Here is a 17848-nt window from a genome sequence, read left to right on the forward strand (position 1 = left end):
TATTTTTAGGAGGAATATTATGAAATCAGAAAAGAGTATGGAAAAAATTGTTTCTTTATGTAAAAGTAGGGGAATAATATATCCAGGGTCAGAAATTTACGGAGGACTTGCTAACACTTGGGATTATGGTCCTTTAGGTGTTGAATTTAAAAATAATGTAAAAAAAGCTTGGTGGCAAAAATTTGTTCAACAATCTAAATATAATGTTGGTCTTGACAGTGCAATTTTGATGAATCCGGAAGTTTGGGTTGCTTCAGGTCATGTTGGAAGTTTTAGTGATCCTTTAATTGACTGTAAAGAATGTAAATCTCGTTTTAGAGCTGATAAACTCATTGAAGATTTTTATTTTGAAAATAATCTTGGGGATATAAATGTTGACGGTTGGGAAAATGAAAAAGTTGAAGAACTAATGAAAGAAAAAAATATTTGTTGTCCAAATTGTAAAAAACAAAATTTTACTGGTATTAGAAGATTCAATCTTATGTTTAAAACTTTTCAAGGTGTAACTGAAGACAGTAAATCTGAAATTTACTTAAGGCCGGAAACTGCACAAGGTATTTTTGTTAATTTTAAAAACATTGCCAGAACTTCAAGAAAAAAAGTTCCTTTTGGAATTGCACAAGTTGGTAAATCTTTTAGAAATGAAATTACTCCTGGTAATTTTACTTTTAGAACTCGTGAATTTGAACAAATGGAATTGGAATTTTTCTGTAAACCTGGAGAAGATTTAGAATGGTATGACTATTGGAAAAACTATTCTTTTAATTGGTTATTATCTTTAGGAATGAATGAAGAAACTTTAAGACTTAGAGACCATGAAAAAGAAGAATTGAGTTTTTACAGTAAAGCTACTTGTGATATAGAATTTTTATTCCCATTTGGTTGGGGAGAACTTTGGGGAATTGCAGATAGAACAGATTATGACTTATCAAGACATATTGAAGTTTCCGGAGAAGATTTAAGATATATTGACCCTGTTACAAATGAAAAATATGTTCCATATTGTATTGAACCTTCACTTGGCGCTGATAGAGTTGCATTAGCTTTTCTATGTAATGCTTATGATGAGGAAGAAATAGGAGAAGGAGATGTTAGAACTGTTTTAAAACTTCATCCCGCTTTGGCTCCATTTAAGGCTGCAATTTTACCACTTACTAAAAAATTGTCAGAAAAATCTGATGAGATTTATGATGAACTTTCAAAATATTTTATGATAGATACAGATGTTTCAGGAAGTATTGGAAAAAGATACAGAAGACAAGATGAAATTGGAACTCCATTCTGTATAACTGTCGATTTTGATACTTTGGAAGATGAATGTGTAACTGTAAGATTTAGAGATACAATGGAACAAGAAAGAATTAAGATTTCGGAATTAAAAGATTTCATTGAAAAATCTTTAGAATTTTAGGAGGTAATTATGATTAAGAAAAAAGTTGTTTTTGGTTCAAGTATGTGCCCTGATTGTATAGTTATGAAAGAGGCACTTGATGAAAGAGGAGTTAAGTATTTGTATTTAGACATTACTGAAAATTTAGCAAATCTTAAAAAATTTTTAAAATTTAGAGAAAATTCTGCATTTGATTTTGCAAAAGAAAAAGGCTCAATAGGAATTCCTGCAATGGTAATAAATGATGGGGAAAAAATACTTTTCAGCATAGAAGAATTTGATGAATATAATAAATAGGAGGCAATTATGTTAGAAAATTTAAAACCTGAAAGAGTTTTTTATTATTTTGAAGAGCTTACAAAGATTCCAAGAGAATCAGGAAATGAAAAGGCAGTCAGCGATTATTTATACAGTGTTGGAAAATCATTGGGATTAGAAACAATTCAAGATGAAAGTAACAATATTGTTATTAGAAAACCTGCATATAAAGGTTATGAAAATCATGAACCTATTGTTATTCAGGGGCATATGGATATGGTTGCAGAAAAGGCTGACGGAGTTGAACATAATTTTCTAGTTGATCCAATTCCTGTTATTGTTGATGGTGATTGGGTTAAGACTAAAGGAACAACTCTAGGAGCAGATGATGGAATTGCAGTTGCAATGGGACTTGCTATTTTAGAAGATAAAGAAGCTAAACATCCTGCGCTTGAATTGTTAGTAACTACTGATGAAGAGAGAACAATGGCAGGAGCAAGAGCTGTAAAGAGAGAGCTTTTAAATGGAAGAAAACTTTTAAATATTGATGCCGAAGAAGAAGGAGTGCTTTTGTCAGGCTGTTCAGGTGGACACAATATTGTAGGAACTTTGAAGGTTAAATATGAAAAAAGTGATATGAAAAATACTTTTGTTTTATTTGTAAATAATATGCTTGGAGGTCACTCCGGAATGGAAATTCATCAACAAAGAGGAAATTCTTTGAAATTTGCTCTAAGAGCAATGGATATGATAAAAGAAATTGCTGATTATAGATTGGTTAGTATTGAAGGCGGAACTAAACATAATGCTATTCCTAGAGATGCAAAAGTTATTTTTACAAGTAATGCTGATGAATTTAATATTGATTTTTCTAGATTAATTAGCGAATATCCTCTTGATAAAGATATGAGAGTTTCCATAGAAAAAGTAGAAAATGTAAAAGAAGTTTTATGTAAGGGTTGCCAAGAAAAAATAGAAAATGTAGTTAGAAATATTCCTCATGGAGTATACTCAATGATGGAAGAATATCCTTCAATAGTTGAATGTTCAGACAATTTCGCAATAATAAAATTTGATGGAAATTTTGTTAAATTTACTGTTTCACTCAGAAGTTCAAACTCTAAAACTTTTGAAAAATATACAGATATGGTAAAAAAAGTTTATGAAGAAAATGGTGTTAGATATACTTTAGAAGATTATTATAAACCATGGGAATTTGCAAAAGTTTCAAAGTTGAGAGATACTGCATTGGAAGTTTATAAGAAGTTGACAGGGAAAGAAATGAAAGTGGAAGTTGTTCACGCAGCTTTAGAACCGGCTGTTTTCGTTGATACATTCCCTGATATGGAAATGATATCAATAGGACCTACAATGAAAGATGTTCATAGTCCTGCTGAAAGATTGAATATTCTCTCAACACAAAGAACTTTTGAATTTGTAAAAGAATTATTAAAAAGTCTTTAATTAAAATCTGTAGTAAACATAAAAAATCACGAGTTATTAATTAGCTCGTGATTTTTTTATGTACTGCTCACCGAACACTTCTGTGAAAGGTGAGGTATTCGTTCTAAACTGAAGTGTTATTTTCATTTAAGACATCAAGAAGTAAATCTAAATTAAGTCCATGAACCATAGTAGCTTCTTCGAGAGTCTCCATTTGACTTGCAGGACAACCAACACAAGAAAGTCCAAAATTAAATAGAATTTCAACTGCATCAGGATGGATTTGAATAATATCCCCAATTAACATATCTTTTGTTATTTCCATAACTGCACCTCCTAAATATCTTATACCCATATAATACAAGTAATTGAGAAAAAAATCAAGATGTATTTGTCGGTAAAAATTTGGATTGTTAAGTTGTAATTATATTGTGGTAAATATAAAATGCAAGATTAGACTATTATTATATTTTGTGATAAAATAATTAGGTTATATGGAGGATAATTATGAAATGTTGTGACAATAAAAAAGTGATAGATAATTTATATAAAAATATCGCTTTAAAAGATAGATTAAGTGAAAGTGAAGATAGTAGGGAAATTGAAAAGAAAATTGCTCTAAGTTTAGGATACACTTTAGAAGACTTGGATAATGAAGCAAATCTAGGTTTAGGTTGTGGAAATCCAATTGAAAATGCAAATTTAAAATCCGGAGAAATAGTCTTAGATTTAGGCTGTGGCAAAGGAATGGATGTTTTTAAAGCCTGTAAAATCGTTGGGAAGGAAGGACTTGTGATTGGTGTTGATAGACTTTCAGAGATGGTTGAAAGGGCAAATTATATAAGAGGGAAAAAGGGATTTTTAAATACAGATTTTAGAGTGTCTGATATAGACGATTTAAAAGTAGATAATGATACAGTTGACTGTGTGATTTCAAATTGTGTAATAAATTTATGTGAAGATAAAGAGAAAGTTTATTCTGAAATTTTTAGAGTTCTAAAACCTGGTGGAAGAATTTCAATTTCAGATATTGTTCAATTTAACGAATTGCCTGATTGGGTACAAGATGATCCTATTTTGCATGCTACTTGAGTTGCCGGTTCAATAACTTCGGAGAAGTTAAAGAACATTTTGAAAAAAGTCGGATTTGAACTTTATACAATAATCGAAGAGGATTTGACTGACGAATATCTTGCAAAATGGGGACATAAATTAGATTTAAAGAAGTATATAAGACGTGGTAAAATTTTAGGCTTCAAGCCGAAAAATTAGGAGAGAAAAATGTATAAACTTTATTCATCAATCTTTATGATTATTTTAACTTTTATAATTATATTTTTTATTTCAAAAAAATATGATTTAGATAAAAATCAAAAATTAATATTTTGGTTATTTGTACTTTTTTGGAGTGGAATAACTGTAGTTAGAGCATATAGAAAACTCTATGCTATAAGTCCTATGGAAGAAGGAGGGCTTGGCTTTTCAGTTATTTTAGCTGCGCAGATAACTTCAGCATACGGGCTTATAAGTTGTTTTATAAGATTGCCTATTTTTATATTGAGCGATATTTTTAATAGGAAAAAAATATTTATACAGATTGCACTTTTTGTTTTGACATTGGCATCACTGATGGTAGTTTTAAAGCCAAGTTATAATACTCTTTATTTTTCATCAATAGCTATGGGAATATGTGCTTCGATGCTTGCGGTGTTTAATGTTTTATTTTCAGAGACTTTTTCTAAAGAAAAAGCTGCAATTTCAGCATCTATTTTATCAATAGCACCGCTTCTTGCAGAATTTATAGCAGCTCCTATACAGTATTTATCAACTTATGGTACATATAAGAATTTTAAATTGCTTTGGGCACTTTCTGCGAGCATTTCAATTGTAGCATTTGTTTTGACTTTTTTTGTCAGAGATGTTTCTTATTCTGCAAAGAGATTTAGCTTTGAAAAAGTTAAAAAAGTTTTTGAATTTAAAGGATATTTATACATTTGTTTGATTGCAATTTTAGTTTCATTCATAAAGTTTTCAACATCGGGTGCAAATATGATTGCATACGCGAAAGTTAATTTAAATATGCCTCCGATTTTTTTGGCATATATTGATGTTTTGTTTGCTTTTCCGCAACTTATTGCAAGTGTACTCGCAGGAACTTATTTTGCAAATAAAATTGGAATTGAAAAAACTTTAGTTTTAGGACTGGGTTCAAATTTAGTTTTTTATATAATAATTTTATTAACTAACTCTTATCTTCCTGCATTTTTGGGATATGTATTTAACGGTTTTGGATATGGAATTGCTTATACTTGTTTGATTTCAATGGCTATGCAATATTTTGAAAAGGAAGATAGAAATGTGAGTATGGGAATATTTCAATTATTTTTCGCTATGGGAGTATATTTTGGAGACAGAGTTTATCTTTGGATTTCAAAGTTAATACCAAATGGACTTTTGGGCTTTGAACAAAATAAATCAATTTACCTAATTGTAGTTGGAATAACATTAGTAAGTATATTAATGGCACAATTTAAAATAAAAGAAGATATTTAAAAAATATAATGTATTTTTGTATTAACTAAATTTGAGGGTAAGAATGATTGACAATGATACATTGTTTTTTTGTTACAAATAATGATTTTTTTAAAATTTTATGATATAATTATTGTGATTATGTATGTAATTACGAATAAATTTATAAAATTAAACAGGAGAAAAGATGGGTAATTATTTTGGAACAGATGGAGTGAGAGGAGTCTATGGAGAAAATTTAACTGATAGGCTGGCTTATAAACTTGGGAAATCTGTTGGGTATATTCTAAAAGATAAAGAGGAAAAATTATTTATAATAGGTAGAGATACTAGAGAAAGTGGAAAAAATCTTGAGAATAGTTTAGCTAAAGGTTTATTAGAAATGGGTTTTAATGTAGTTAGTATAGGAATTGCTCCAACACCTACAGTTGCTCATTTAATCAAGTATTTTAAAGCGGTTGGAGGAGCTGTTATTTCTGCTTCTCATAATCCTTTTAAATATAATGGAATTAAGATTTTTAACGAAGATGGCTTCAAACTTTCAGATGAAATTGAATATAAAGTTGAAAATATTTTAGATGATGAAAATTTTGATTTTGGAGAAATTCAAGAGGGTATTTTTACAGAAGAAAAAGAAGCTGTTTCTATCTATGCGGATTATTTGAAATCAAGAGTGGATGCTGATTTTTCAAACTTAAAAATAGCTGTAGACTTTGGAAATGGAGCAAGCTATAAAATTGCAAGAAAGTTATTTGAAGAGCTAGGAATGGAAGTTATTTCTTTAAATACTGCTCCTGATGGAAAGAATATTAACTTAAATTGTGGTAGTACTAATATGGAAGTAATAAGAAAAGCTGTTTTGGAAAATGATGTTGATATGGGATTTTCTTTTGATGGAGATGCTGATAGATGTTTAGCTGTTGATGAAAAAGGAAATATTATGGATGGAGATCATATTCTAGCTGCTATGGCTAAGTCATATAAAGAAAAAGATGAACTTACAAATAATGCTGTTGTAGGAACTGTTATGAGTAATATTGGACTAAAAAAATATTTAGACTCAATAGATGTTGATTTTGTTGCTGCAAAAGTTGGTGACAGATTTGTCCTTGAACAAATGCTTGAGCATAATTATATTTTAGGAGCTGAACAATCCGGACATGTGATTTTCTTAAATGACAGTACAACCGGCGATGGAACTTTTACAGCTCTTAAGATTTGTGAATTAGTTGCAAGTAGTATAAATAAATTGTCTTATTTTAATGAGCTTATGGTTTCATATCCACAAGTTTTAGTAAATGCAAAAGTTAAGCTTGAAAATAGGAATGCTTATTCACAAGATAAAGAAATAGTAGCTGAAATAAATAAAATTGAAGAAAAATTTTCAGGAAATGGAAGAGTTTTGATAAGACCTTCCGGAACAGAGCCTTTAGTTAGAGTTATGATTGAAGGAGAAAATCAAGAAGAATTGGAAGTAGAAGCTAAAAAACTTGCCAAATTTATTGAAGAGAGGTTAGGATAGTATGAAAGATAGATTGATAGTTGCTGATAGTTGTTGTGATTTAACAGAGGAGATGAAAAGCAAACTAGATATCGAATTAGTTCCTTTGACATTACAACTAGATGATGTTGATTATTTAGATGATGAAAATTTAGATGTAGATAAATATATAGAAGCGATGAGAAATGCAAGTTCTATAAAAACAGCTGCACCATCTCCTAAACTTTTTATGGATAAGTTTGAAGAAGCGAAAGAAGTTTTTTGTGTAACTTTATCTGGGAAATTAAGTGCAACATATTCTAATGCATGTTTAGCAAAGACAATGGTACTTGAAAAGGGAGAAAGATTAATTCATGTTTTTGATACTAAGTCTGCTGCCTCTGGAGAAACTTTAGTTGCGTTGAAAATTCAAGAATGTATAGATAAAAAAATGACGTTTCAAGAAATTGTTGATAATGTAACAAAATACATTTCAGAAATGAATATATTTTTTGTTTTGGAAAGTCTTGATAATTTAATAAAAAATGGAAGAATTTCTAAATTAAAAGCTATGATTGCTTCTGCTTTTTCTATAAAGCCTGTTATGCAAGGTGTTAATGGTGAAATAGATATTTATAAGAAAGTTAGAGGTTTAAAAAAAGCATATAGTGAATTAATTGATGCAATAGCTGAAAATAGTTCAAATATTGAAGAAAAAATATTGGTAATAACTCATTGTAATTGTTTGGAAAGAGCAAAAGAAATAAAGAATAAAATAGTTGAAAGATACAATTTTAAGGATATTTTGATTGTTTCTGCAAGAGGATTATCTTCTACTTACGAAAATGAGGGTGGAATAATTATCAGTTATTAGTGAGGTAATTTTGAATAAAAGAGTTATTTTAGGAATGAGTGGCGGGGTCGACAGTTGTGTTGCCTGCCATTTGTTATTGGAAGAAGGTTATGAAGTAATTGGAGTTACTATGAATTTAGTACCTAAAGGACATCTTTATGATGAAGAAAAAGGCTGTTGTTCTTTATCCTCTGTTATGGATGCAAAAATTGTTGCTGAAGCTATGGGAGTAAAGCATTATACAATGAGCTTTAGGGAAGAATTTGATAGAAAAGTAATTGAAAATTTTGTAAGAGAGTACTCTCTTGGTTACACTCCGAATCCTTGTGTTGCTTGTAATAAATACATTAAATTTAATAGCTTTGTAGAAAAAATAAAGCCTCTAAAGGCTGATTTTATTTCTACTGGACATTATGCAAAAGTTGAATTTGATAAAAATTATAATAGATACTTATTAAAAAGAGCTAAAGACTCTAAAAAAGATCAAACTTATTTTTTGTACAATACAAGTCAAGAAGTTTTATCAAAGACTTTATTTCCACTTGCAGATTTAGAAAAGGAAGAAGTAAGACAAATTGCTAAAGATGAAAATATTTTGACTTATTCAAAAAAAGATAGTGAAGAAATTTGTTTTGTTCAAAATAGAGATCATGGTCTTTTTATTAGACAAAGAAATCCTGAATTGATTAAAGAAGGATACTTTATTGATGAAAGGGGAAATAAACTAGGAAAGCATAATGGCATAGTCTATTATACTGTTGGTCAAAGAAAAGGTCTTGGAATTGCATTGGGTAAAAGAGTATTTGTATCTAAGATAAATGCAATAAATAATACTGTAACATTATCGGATGAAGATGCACTATATAAAGATAAAATAAAAATAAGGGAAGAAAATTTTATACCTTTTGATACTTTAGAAAAGCCTTTGGAAGTTAGTGTAAAAGTAAGACATGGTCAAAATGAAACTAAAGGATTATTATTCTATAAAAATAATGAGTTATTTGTAGAATTTGAAAAACAAGTAAGAGCCCCGAACAAAGGACAATCAGCTGTATTTTATTTGGATGATATTGTAATAGGTGGCGGAATAATCGATGAAGTATACTAAAAAAGAGTTGCGATTGCAACTCTTTTTTGTGAATTATTTTATTCATTATTGTTGTCATTGGTATTTCCGTTATTATTGTTATTGTTATTGTTGTTATTTGTATTTGGATTATTATTTGAATTATTATCTTGCGTTGGATTTTGTGAATTGTCATTATCTATTATTTCAGATACTTCTGTAGGAGGTGGAGTGATAAAATCTCCAGGCGCATAATTGGTTTTTCCTTCTTTATAAGCACTTGGTTTTATATAAAATTTTTTATTTTCTATATATTGTTGTGCTGTTGAAGTATTTGCCAATTTTCCATTTCTTTTATCAATTTTGTAATATATAAAATATAATTGTTCATATTTTGTAGGCTCAGTACCTTTTACAAAGTATTCATATATTCCGCCTCCCGATCCTGACGGTAATAATAATCCGGATCTAATTGAAACATATTTTTGTATTATATTTTCAGATGGCGGATCGAATTTCTTAGCCGGTTTTCCTTCTAGAACTATTTTATTGACTTTTCCCCAAAGAGTAGCAGCCATAGAATCATTTTTATTAAGTTCTATATTTTGATTATCAAATCCAATCCAGGTTCCAATTGTATAATATGGTGTAAATCCAATAAACCAAGAGTCTCTAATATCACTTGTTGTACCTGTTTTACCTGCAACTTCTATTGTTGGGTGTTTTGCTCCGGGAGCCATAACATTTGGTACACCTTTTAAAATATCTCTCATAATAAAAGCATTCTCTTTAGAAGTAACTTCTCTTTGTTTTTGATCCGGTTCTAAAATAACTTTTCCTGTTGAATCTACTACTTTTGTAAATGAAATAGGTTCACGGTATTTTCCATCATTTGCTATCGCAGCATAAGCTGCTGTCATTTTTAAGTTGGTCATACCTCTTGTCATACCACCTAAAGCCATACTTGATAAGTTTTCATCATTATAATCTACATTTTCTGATCTTGAAACATAAGTATCATCTAACTCATTTTCTTCATTTATTAAACCAAATCTTTTTAAATATTCTTTTGATTTTTCAAGACCGATTTTTTCTAGTGTTTTAACTGCATTAACATTTATAGATTGAACGATACTTTCTCTTAGTGTTTGTAAACCTCGATATCCATTGTACCAGTTTTTTGGCCAAAGTTCGTGTTTGTCATTATAATGTGGAGCATCTTCTATACCGGTAGCTGCGGTATATCCATTATCCAGTGCAGGAGTATAAACACCTAAAGGTTTCATTGTAGAACCCGGTTGTCTTGGAATTCTATAAGCCCTATTTAAAGGATGACCTGTTGTTTCTCTACCTCCAATTATTGCAATTAATTCTCCGTTAGTATGGTCAATTACAACAGAAGATGATTGAGGTTGAACGACACCTTGCTCATCTATTTGGAAATATTTTGAATTTAAAGCTAAACTTCCATTTTCCTTTATACTGTAAAAATCTTTATAAGTTTCGAAGAAACTTGCAGAAATTTTAAAAGTTTTTTCATTTTCGACAGTTAGATTTTCTTCAGGAATTTGAAAGTTTCCAATTCCATGAGTAACTAGATTATTTTGATTATTAACTGTATAAAAACTTGCTATAGATAATACATTTTGAAATATTGAAACTCTGGAGCTTTTTATTTCTAATGATTTATCTTCATTTATAGAAAACTCTCCTTTTGGAATTATAATATTATTATCTTCGTCTAAAATATTAGATTTTTTGTATAGTATAGTCTTTCCTTTTGCATCCGTTATATTATTTGATCTATCTCTTTTAAAAGATGCAAATGCCGGATTGCCTCTCTTTGGAGCTTTCATAACATTAGCAAAATCACTATAGAGTTTTTCTATATTTTTCTGAATAGTTTGATTCATTGTTGAGTGAATAGTAAGTCCACCATTATAAATTTTATTCCAGGCTTCGTCTTTTGTATAATTATACTTCTTCATTAATTTTTCAGCTACTTGATATTTTACATATTCAGTAAAATAAGTTGAAACTTCTCTTTCAAATCCTTTATTAGGTTTTATAGCTGCAAATACATCTTCATTTAATGCATTTTCGTATTCTTCTTTAGTTATTTTTTTAAGTTGATACATTTTTTTCAAAACATATTTTTGTCTATCTAAAACTCTAGGATTATATACAGCTTTGTAAACTTGACCATTGATATTCAAATCTTTTATAACAGAAGATTCATCATTTACATTTTCTGGTTTTATAGTCTTATATAGAGAATAATTTGAAGGACTTTGGACAATAGCTGCAAGAAGTGCAGACTCTGCAATAGTCAAATCTTTTACATCTTTAGAAAAATATCCTTGACTTGCTGATTGAACTCCATAGGAATGTTGACCTAAAAAAACTCTATTTAAATATGCCTCAAGAACACCTTCTCTTTTTATACTGTCCGTAATTTTTATTGCAAGGTATGCCTCTTTTAGCTTTCTTTCTATTTTCTTTTCATTTGAAAGATATAGGTTCCTTGCCAATTGTTGAGCAATAGTTGAACCACCTCTAAGCCTACCTCTTGCTGTATCAAAAAGACTTTTTGCTATCCCAATAGGATCAACTCCCTTATGTGAATAAAATCTCTCATCCTCAATAGAAATAAAGGCATTTATTAAATGTTCAGGAACATCTTTTAATTTTATTATAGTTCTATTTTCTAAATTTTCTATTTTTTCAACCATATTTCCATCTCTATCTAATATTTTTGATGATTGAATCATAAGTTCATTTATATTTGATGTATCAACAACCGGAGCGTCTTTCATAACATCTACAAATGCGGTTGCAAAAATTCCGGTAATTCCGGCACCAAGCATAAGAATTGTCAATATAGTAATACTTAAAATTTTTAAAATCGGTCTTAGAAAACTTTTTTTATTATTTTTATTTTTAAGTTGTCTATTTTTTATTTTTTTCTCTGACATAAAAAACCTCCTCAAAGAATAATCATTTTGATTTTTATATAGTTACTTTTATCTTATTTTCAAAATAATATAAATTATTATACCATAAAATTAAAATAATATAAAATTTTTTAAAAAATCTTGATTTTTTGTTGGTTTTATGATATACTACCTGTTGTGTTACCGCACGGATTAGGTTTTTAAAGCATAGCACCTAATTTCGGCGAGACTTAAGAATGAGGAGGTGCACTATGTACGCAATAATTGAAACTGGTGGTAAACAATACCAAGTTGAAGAAGGACAAAGCATTTTTGTTGAAAAATTAAATGTTGAAGAAGGTTCTAAAGTATCTTTCGATAAAGTTCTTTTAGTTTCTAAAGATGGAGATATTAAAGTTGGTTCTCCGTTAGTTGAAGGAGCTAAGGTTGAAGGAACTGTTGAAAGACATGGAAGAGGAAAGAAAGTCATAATTTTTAAGTTCAAAGCTAAGAAAAATTATAGAAAGAAAAAAGGACATCGTCAACCATTTACAAAAGTTAAGATTGAAAGTATTGCATTTTAATGACTAATATTTATATTTTTAAGAAAAAAGATTTATATTATGGATTTGAAATGGATGGACATGCTGATTTTAGTAAAGAGAATGATATTCTCTGTGCATCATTATCTATTTTATCTATGAATACACCTAATTCTATTGAAAAGATTTGTTCTATAGATTCTAAAGATTTGAATTTGGAAGTAAGAGACGGATATTTAAAGATGATGATAGATATTGAAAAATTTGATGAAACTAAAATTAGAGATGTTCAGACGATAATAAAAACTTTTGAAGTTGGCATTATATCATTGAAAGAAGTATATAATAAATATATTGAGATTTATTATAAGGAGGTGTAGAGTATGTTAAAAATTAATTTACAACTTTTTTCTAGTAAAAAAGGTTTAGGTAGTACTAAGAACGGTCGTGATAGTAGAGCTAAAAGATTAGGTACTAAAAGAGGGGATGGACAATTCGTTCTTGCAGGAAATATTTTAGTTAGACAACGTGGAACAAAAATACACCCAGGAGTAAATGTTGGTAAGGGTGGAGATGATACACTTTTTGCTAAAGTTTCTGGTGTTGTAAGATTTGAAAGAAAAGGTAGAGATAAAAAACAAGTTTCTATTTATCCAGTATAATAATGAGCTCCCTTAGAGGAGCTTATTTTTTTAAATAACAAAATATGTTAAAATATGTATTAAGAAGATGGAGGTGAATTTATGGAAAGACCTTTAGTTTGTGTAGTTGGACGACCAAATGTTGGCAAGTCAACACTTTTTAATAAACTTATAAATAAAAGAATAGCTATTACTGAAGATACTCCGGGTGTTACAAGAGATAGATTATATCAAGATGCAGAATGGCAAAATAAACATTTTATACTTTGTGATACAGGAGGTTTAGAGCCTAATAGTGATGATATAATTTTACAAAAGATTAAAGCTCAAGCTGACGTCGCAATGGAAAATGCAGATGTAATTTTATTTGTAGTTGATGGAAAAAGTGGCTTAATGGATGAAGATAGAGAAATTTCAAACTATTTAAGAAGAACCAAAAAGCCGGTTGTTTTAGCTGTAAATAAAGTTGATACTCATAAAATGCCTGCAGAAGTTTATGAGTTTTACGAACTTGGTTTTGAAAATTTGAATATTATTTCAGCAACTCAAGGTTTCGGACTTGGAGATTTGCTTGATGAAATTATAAAAGAATTTCCTGAAAATAAATATACAGGGGAAGAAGATGAAGTAACAAAAATTGCATTAATTGGGAAACCTAATGTAGGTAAGAGCTCTTTAATGAATAGAATTCTTGGAGAAGAAAGAATGATTGTTTCCGATATTGCTGGAACTACTAGAGATTCTATTGATTCAAGAGTTGAAATAGACGGAAAAACTTATATTTTTACCGATACTGCAGGGCTTAGAAGAAAAAGGAATATAACTGAAAATTTGGAAAGATATAGTGTAGTAAGAACTTTAAATGCTGTTGAAAGATCGGATATTGCAATTCTTTTAATTGATGCTACAGAAGGTGTTACAGAACAGGATACAAAAGTAATAGGTTTTGCTAAAGAGCAAAATAAGGCTTTAATCATTGCGGTTAATAAATGGGATTTAATCGTTAAAGACAATAAAACTTATAAAGCTTTTGAAGATGATATAAGAACTAAATTAAGTTTCGTTCCTTATGCTCAACTTGTTTTTATTTCAGTTAAAACAGGACAAAGAATTGATAAATTGTTTGAGGCAATCAAAATTGCAGATGAAAATTATAGTACTAGAATTTCAACAGGAATTTTAAATGATATTATAAATGATGCAGTTGTTCATAATTCACCACCTACTGATAAAGGACAAAGACTTAAAATTTTCTATGCAAGTCAAGTTTCAGTAAGACCACCGAAATTTGTAATATTTGTTAATAAAGTGGAGTTGATGCATTTTTCTTATTTGAGATATTTAGAAAATCAAATAAGAAAGAATTTTTCTTTTACTTCTTCTCCTATAGTTTTTGAACTTAGAGCAAGAGGAGAAGAAAATGTTTAAATTTATCATTTGCATAGCTATTGCATATCTTTTAGGTAATATTTCAGGTGGTATGATTTTTGGAAAACTATTGTTTAATAAAGATATAAGAGATTATGGAAGTAAAAATGCGGGAACGACAAATGCATTAAGAGTCTTTGGAATTAAGGCAGGAGTTTTAACATTTATTATCGATGTTTTAAAATCAATTTTAGCTTGTTTTATTGGAATGAAGCTCTTGGGATTAAATGGCGTGTTATTAGCCGGTATATTTGTAGTTTTAGGACATAATTGGCCTGTATTTTTAAATTTTAAAGGTGGAAAGGGGATTGCATCATCTTTCGGCTTTATAATGTTTTTGGACTATAAAATTGCAATTGTAGCGATTTTAATATTTATAACGATAGTTATACTTAGTAAATACATTTCATTGGCATCAATGCTTACAACAACTTTAGTTTTACCAATATCATATATATTTTTTGTATATAGAAATTTTTACGTTTTATCAACATTTTTTCTTTTAGCAAGTTTAAGTATATATAGACATAAGACTAATATTGTAAGACTCATAAATAGCAATGAAAATAAAATTAAAATAAAAAAATAATTTAAAAAAAGCAGAAAGTCGAAAGATTTTCTGCTTTTAAATTGTAAAAACATTCTATAAGCATTGATTTTACTATTATTGTGCAAAATAAATTTTTTTTAATTAAAGTGTTGACAACTATTACGTTTTATGATATACTTTAATTACGATATATCATAAAACGTAATAGGAAGGAGGAAATAATGGGAAGACAAACAAATAGTGGAGCTTTGACAGAATCTGTTTTTTATATTTTACTTCGTCTTCATAATCCAGCTCATGGATATGCTTTGATGAAAGATATTGCGGAGATGACTAATAATAGAGTTAATCTTGGTGCAGGGACTCTCTATGGAGCATTAGATACTTTGCAAAAGAAAAAATGGATAAGGCAGTTGGATAATGAACCACAGGATAGAAAGATTGAGTACATCATTACTGAAACAGGGAAGCAATTTTTTGAGTTAGAACTTATTCGTTTAGAAGAATTAATGAACAATGCAAGAATAGTAAAGGAGAAAAACAATGAAAACAACAATTAAAAAGACTTTTTTGGATATTTGTAAAGAAGAAGAATGGTTAAATGAACAAGGTGAAAGTGGACTTATGTTAATAGGATATAGCAATAGAAATTATGAGTTTGAAGATGTTTCACCCGCTAAGTATCAATATAAAATTGATATTCCAAACTATCGTGGAAATAAGAAAAAAGAGTATCTTAATTTTTTAGAACAAAGTGGAATTACTATCGTTGCAGAATACGCTGGAAGAGTATATATGCGAAAAAATAAAGCTAATGGACCATTGGAATTATATACAGATAGTAACGAGATTAATAAGCAAGTTAGGAAAAAATTTTCAATGTTTATTTCTATTGGAGTTTCACAATTTGCTTTTGGAATTATGTTACTAATTTCGATGTTAAAATATATTAAAGAAAAAAATGCACCATTTTGGATAACTGCGATTTTTGGATCATGTTTTGTAATTTGTGGAATAGTGTTTTTTATCATGGGAATTCTTAAGCAAAGAAAAAACACTATTAAAAAGGAAAAAGTTGATATTTTCGAAGAATAATAGCTCTTGGTTGTAGAGAATAATAAAAAATTGTATTGACTTATTGAGAGCAAAATAGTAAAATATTTGTGTATGTAAAATATGAGTTTTAAAAATTAGGAGGAAATTAATGAAAATTTTAGTTATTAACTGTGGAAGTTCATCTTTAAAATATCAATTATTTGATATGACTGATGAAAGTGTATTATGTAAAGGATTGGTTGAAAGAATTGGAATTGAAGGTTCAAAATTAACTCACAAAGTTGGAAATGAAAAATTAGTTGTTGAAGAAACTATGAAAGACCATACAGCAGCTATCAAACATGTATTTGACGCTTTAGTTCATGAAAAATTCGGAGTTGTTAAGAGTTTGGATGAAGTTAATGCAATTGGACATAGAGTACTTCACGGTGGAGATAAATTAACAGCATCAACAATTATTGATGAAAATGTAAAAGCAAAAGTTAAAGAATTTATTAAATTTGGACCATTACATAACCCAGCAAACTTAATGGGTATTGAAGCTTGTGAAAGCTTAGTTCCTGGAAAACAAAATGTTGCAGTATTTGATACAGCATTCCATCAAACTATGCCAGCAAGAACATTTATGTATGCGATTCCTTATGAATACTATGAAGATTATAGACTTAGAAAATTTGGTTTCCATGGAACAAGCCATAGATATGTAACTTTAAGAACTGCTGAATTGTTAAATACAGATAAGAAAAACTTAAATATTATTACTGTTCACTTAGGAAATGGATCATCAATCGCTGCAATTAAAAACGGAGAATGTTATGATACAACAATGGGATTAACTCCGTTAGAAGGACTTGTAATGGGAACAAGAAGTGGAGATTTAGATCCTACAGTTATGACATTCTTAATGAATGAAAAAGGATATTCAGCTGATGAAATGAATCAAATTTTAAATAAAAAATCTGGAGTTCTTGGAGTTTCAGGATTAAGCTCAGACTTTAGAGACTTAGAAGAGGCAGCTGAAAAAGGAAATGAAAGAGCACAACTTGCTTTAGATATGTTTATCACAAGAGTAAGAAGATATGTTGGTGGATTTATGGCTGAATTAGGTCACGTAGATGCTATTTCATTTGCCGGTGGTATTGGAGAAAATTCAGCTTCAATGCGTAAATTAATATTAGAAAATATGGAAGAATATGGAATTATTATTGATGATGCTAAAAATGATACAAGAGAAGAAGCTGTTATTTCAGCTGATAATTCAAGAGTAAAAGTCCTAGTAGTTCCTACAAATGAAGAATTAATGATTGCAAGAGATACTATGAATTTAGTAAAATAATGTTGACAAATTAATTTTTTTGTAGTATAATACTTTCGTTATCCGTTTAAAACGGAGGTATATGTTATAAGAATTCAGAGGAGGTGTTATAATGGCAGTACCTAAGAGAAAAACTTCAAAAGCAAGAAGAGATAAGAGAAGAGCATCTTCATATAGACTACCTAAAGTGGCTCTAGTTAGAGATCCTGAAACTAATGAATTGGTTGTACCTCACAGAGTTAATCCTGACACAGGAATGTATAAAGGAAGAAAAGTATTAGATGTTGAATAAAAAGTAGTTTAAAGGGATTTAGGTTTCTAAATCCCTTTAATTATATATTAAGATATAATGAAATAGAGG

The 17848-nt window shown here is 29.1% G+C and carries 20 protein-coding genes; 18 read left to right on the plus strand and 2 right to left on the minus strand.

The window, feature by feature from the left end:
* Positions 1–19 precede the first annotated feature (19 nt).
* Genes VJI94_RS05820 through VJI94_RS05830 form a run of 3 tightly spaced genes read left to right on the plus strand, consistent with a single transcriptional unit; the run spans position 20 to position 3112 of the window.
* A complete protein-coding gene (locus tag VJI94_RS05820; RefSeq protein WP_324008678.1) occupies positions 20–1411 on the plus strand; it encodes a glycine--tRNA ligase in 1392 nt (463 codons plus the stop codon).
* A 9-nt stretch (positions 1412–1420) separates the two neighbouring features.
* Positions 1421–1687 carry a glutaredoxin domain-containing protein gene (locus VJI94_RS05825; RefSeq protein ID WP_041953623.1) on the plus strand — a complete coding sequence of 89 codons (267 nt, stop codon included), beginning with the start codon at positions 1421–1423 and terminating at the stop codon, positions 1685–1687.
* A gap of 9 nt (positions 1688–1696) precedes the next feature.
* A complete protein-coding gene (locus VJI94_RS05830; protein WP_324008679.1) occupies positions 1697–3112 on the plus strand; it encodes an aminoacyl-histidine dipeptidase in 1416 nt (471 codons plus the stop codon).
* A 103-nt stretch (positions 3113–3215) separates the two neighbouring features.
* Here the strand turns inward: VJI94_RS05830 and VJI94_RS05835 are convergent, their stop codons facing one another.
* Entirely contained in the window at positions 3216–3416 is a 201-nt protein-coding gene (locus VJI94_RS05835) for a DUF1858 domain-containing protein (protein ID WP_029949258.1), read from the minus strand.
* 182 nt (positions 3417–3598) lie between these two features.
* Between VJI94_RS05835 and VJI94_RS05840 the strand changes: the two genes are divergently transcribed.
* From VJI94_RS05840 to mnmA, 6 genes are all read left to right on the plus strand, one after another.
* On the plus strand, positions 3599–4183 hold the full coding sequence (locus VJI94_RS05840; RefSeq protein WP_324008680.1) for a methyltransferase domain-containing protein: 585 nt from the start codon (positions 3599–3601) through the stop codon (positions 4181–4183).
* 39 nt (positions 4184–4222) lie between these two features.
* Positions 4223–4363, plus strand: coding sequence for a hypothetical protein (locus tag VJI94_RS05845; RefSeq protein ID WP_324008681.1), 141 nt, complete (start codon positions 4223–4225; stop codon positions 4361–4363).
* Between the two features lie 9 nt (positions 4364–4372).
* Positions 4373–5644 (plus strand): MFS transporter, encoded by a 1272-nt coding sequence (locus VJI94_RS05850; protein WP_324008682.1) that lies wholly within the window; start codon positions 4373–4375, stop codon positions 5642–5644.
* A 166-nt stretch (positions 5645–5810) separates the two neighbouring features.
* Entirely contained in the window at positions 5811–7145 is a 1335-nt protein-coding gene (gene glmM / locus VJI94_RS05855) for a phosphoglucosamine mutase (protein WP_324008683.1), read from the plus strand.
* 1 nt (position 7146) lies between these two features.
* The gene (locus VJI94_RS05860; RefSeq protein WP_004832224.1) at positions 7147–7977 is read left to right on the plus strand and encodes a DegV family protein; all 831 of its coding nucleotides are present in this window, start codon (positions 7147–7149) and stop codon (positions 7975–7977) included.
* 10 nt (positions 7978–7987) lie between these two features.
* Positions 7988–9064 (plus strand): tRNA 2-thiouridine(34) synthase MnmA, encoded by a 1077-nt coding sequence (mnmA, locus tag VJI94_RS05865; RefSeq protein ID WP_324008684.1) that lies wholly within the window; start codon positions 7988–7990, stop codon positions 9062–9064.
* Positions 9065–9102: 38 nt separating this feature from the next.
* Here the strand turns inward: mnmA and VJI94_RS05870 are convergent, their stop codons facing one another.
* Entirely contained in the window at positions 9103–11997 is a 2895-nt protein-coding gene (locus VJI94_RS05870) for a transglycosylase domain-containing protein (protein ID WP_324008685.1), read from the minus strand.
* A gap of 230 nt (positions 11998–12227) precedes the next feature.
* Between VJI94_RS05870 and rplU the strand changes: the two genes are divergently transcribed.
* The 9 genes from rplU (at position 12228) to rpmF (ending at position 17779) form a co-directional block, all read left to right on the plus strand.
* Entirely contained in the window at positions 12228–12539 is a 312-nt protein-coding gene (rplU, locus tag VJI94_RS05875; protein WP_004832219.1) for a 50S ribosomal protein L21, read from the plus strand.
* Positions 12539–12877, plus strand: a complete 339-nt coding sequence (locus VJI94_RS05880; protein ID WP_324008686.1) for a ribosomal-processing cysteine protease Prp — start codon at positions 12539–12541, stop codon at positions 12875–12877. Before rplU ends, VJI94_RS05880 begins: the two co-directional genes overlap by 1 nt.
* A gap of 3 nt (positions 12878–12880) precedes the next feature.
* Positions 12881–13159 carry a 50S ribosomal protein L27 gene (gene rpmA, locus VJI94_RS05885; protein WP_004832215.1) on the plus strand — a complete coding sequence of 93 codons (279 nt, stop codon included), beginning with the start codon at positions 12881–12883 and terminating at the stop codon, positions 13157–13159.
* Between the two features lie 81 nt (positions 13160–13240).
* Positions 13241–14566 (plus strand): ribosome biogenesis GTPase Der, encoded by a 1326-nt coding sequence (gene der / locus VJI94_RS05890; protein ID WP_004832214.1) that lies wholly within the window; start codon positions 13241–13243, stop codon positions 14564–14566.
* The gene (gene plsY, locus VJI94_RS05895; RefSeq protein ID WP_324008687.1) at positions 14559–15155 is read left to right on the plus strand and encodes a glycerol-3-phosphate 1-O-acyltransferase PlsY; all 597 of its coding nucleotides are present in this window, start codon (positions 14559–14561) and stop codon (positions 15153–15155) included. The genes der and plsY overlap by 8 nt, the downstream gene beginning before the upstream one ends.
* A gap of 182 nt (positions 15156–15337) precedes the next feature.
* Positions 15338–15676, plus strand: coding sequence for a PadR family transcriptional regulator (locus VJI94_RS05900; protein WP_324008688.1), 339 nt, complete (start codon positions 15338–15340; stop codon positions 15674–15676).
* Positions 15660–16211, plus strand: coding sequence for a DUF2812 domain-containing protein (locus tag VJI94_RS05905; protein ID WP_324008689.1), 552 nt, complete (start codon positions 15660–15662; stop codon positions 16209–16211). The genes VJI94_RS05900 and VJI94_RS05905 overlap by 17 nt, the downstream gene beginning before the upstream one ends.
* A 109-nt stretch (positions 16212–16320) precedes the next feature.
* Complete coding sequence (locus VJI94_RS05910) at positions 16321–17508, plus strand: acetate kinase (protein WP_324008690.1); 1188 nt, start codon at positions 16321–16323, stop codon at positions 17506–17508.
* 91 nt (positions 17509–17599) lie between these two features.
* The gene (gene rpmF, locus VJI94_RS05915) at positions 17600–17779 is read left to right on the plus strand and encodes a 50S ribosomal protein L32 (protein WP_004832204.1); all 180 of its coding nucleotides are present in this window, start codon (positions 17600–17602) and stop codon (positions 17777–17779) included.
* The last annotated feature ends 69 nt before the right edge of the window (positions 17780–17848 follow it).

Source organism: Parvimonas sp. D9 (assembly GCF_035282565.1).
Classification (GTDB): Bacteria; Bacillota; Clostridia; order Tissierellales; family Peptoniphilaceae; genus Parvimonas; species Parvimonas micra.

What these genes read in the sequence shown, in the direction of transcription:
- VJI94_RS05820 (WP_324008678.1), top strand. Translation starts at nt 20, where the DNA reads ATGAAATCAGAAAAGAGTATGGAAAAAATTGTTTCTTTATGTAAAAGT.
- VJI94_RS05825 (WP_041953623.1), top strand. Translation starts at nt 1,421, where the DNA reads ATGATTAAGAAAAAAGTTGTTTTTGGTTCAAGTATGTGCCCTGATTGT.
- VJI94_RS05830 (WP_324008679.1), top strand. Translation starts at nt 1,697, where the DNA reads ATGTTAGAAAATTTAAAACCTGAAAGAGTTTTTTATTATTTTGAAGAG.
- VJI94_RS05835 (WP_029949258.1), bottom strand. Translation starts at nt 3,416, where the DNA reads ATGGAAATAACAAAAGATATGTTAATTGGGGATATTATTCAAATCCAT.
- VJI94_RS05840 (WP_324008680.1), top strand. Translation starts at nt 3,599, where the DNA reads ATGAAATGTTGTGACAATAAAAAAGTGATAGATAATTTATATAAAAAT.
- VJI94_RS05850 (WP_324008682.1), top strand. Translation starts at nt 4,373, where the DNA reads ATGTATAAACTTTATTCATCAATCTTTATGATTATTTTAACTTTTATA.
- glmM (WP_324008683.1), top strand. Translation starts at nt 5,811, where the DNA reads ATGGGTAATTATTTTGGAACAGATGGAGTGAGAGGAGTCTATGGAGAA.
- VJI94_RS05860 (WP_004832224.1), top strand. Translation starts at nt 7,147, where the DNA reads ATGAAAGATAGATTGATAGTTGCTGATAGTTGTTGTGATTTAACAGAG.
- VJI94_RS05870 (WP_324008685.1), bottom strand. Translation starts at nt 11,997, where the DNA reads ATGTCAGAGAAAAAAATAAAAAATAGACAACTTAAAAATAAAAATAAT.
- rplU (WP_004832219.1), top strand. Translation starts at nt 12,228, where the DNA reads ATGTACGCAATAATTGAAACTGGTGGTAAACAATACCAAGTTGAAGAA.
- VJI94_RS05880 (WP_324008686.1), top strand. Translation starts at nt 12,539, where the DNA reads ATGACTAATATTTATATTTTTAAGAAAAAAGATTTATATTATGGATTT.
- rpmA (WP_004832215.1), top strand. Translation starts at nt 12,881, where the DNA reads ATGTTAAAAATTAATTTACAACTTTTTTCTAGTAAAAAAGGTTTAGGT.
- der (WP_004832214.1), top strand. Translation starts at nt 13,241, where the DNA reads ATGGAAAGACCTTTAGTTTGTGTAGTTGGACGACCAAATGTTGGCAAG.
- plsY (WP_324008687.1), top strand. Translation starts at nt 14,559, where the DNA reads ATGTTTAAATTTATCATTTGCATAGCTATTGCATATCTTTTAGGTAAT.
- VJI94_RS05900 (WP_324008688.1), top strand. Translation starts at nt 15,338, where the DNA reads ATGGGAAGACAAACAAATAGTGGAGCTTTGACAGAATCTGTTTTTTAT.
- VJI94_RS05905 (WP_324008689.1), top strand. Translation starts at nt 15,660, where the DNA reads ATGAAAACAACAATTAAAAAGACTTTTTTGGATATTTGTAAAGAAGAA.
- VJI94_RS05910 (WP_324008690.1), top strand. Translation starts at nt 16,321, where the DNA reads ATGAAAATTTTAGTTATTAACTGTGGAAGTTCATCTTTAAAATATCAA.
- rpmF (WP_004832204.1), top strand. Translation starts at nt 17,600, where the DNA reads ATGGCAGTACCTAAGAGAAAAACTTCAAAAGCAAGAAGAGATAAGAGA.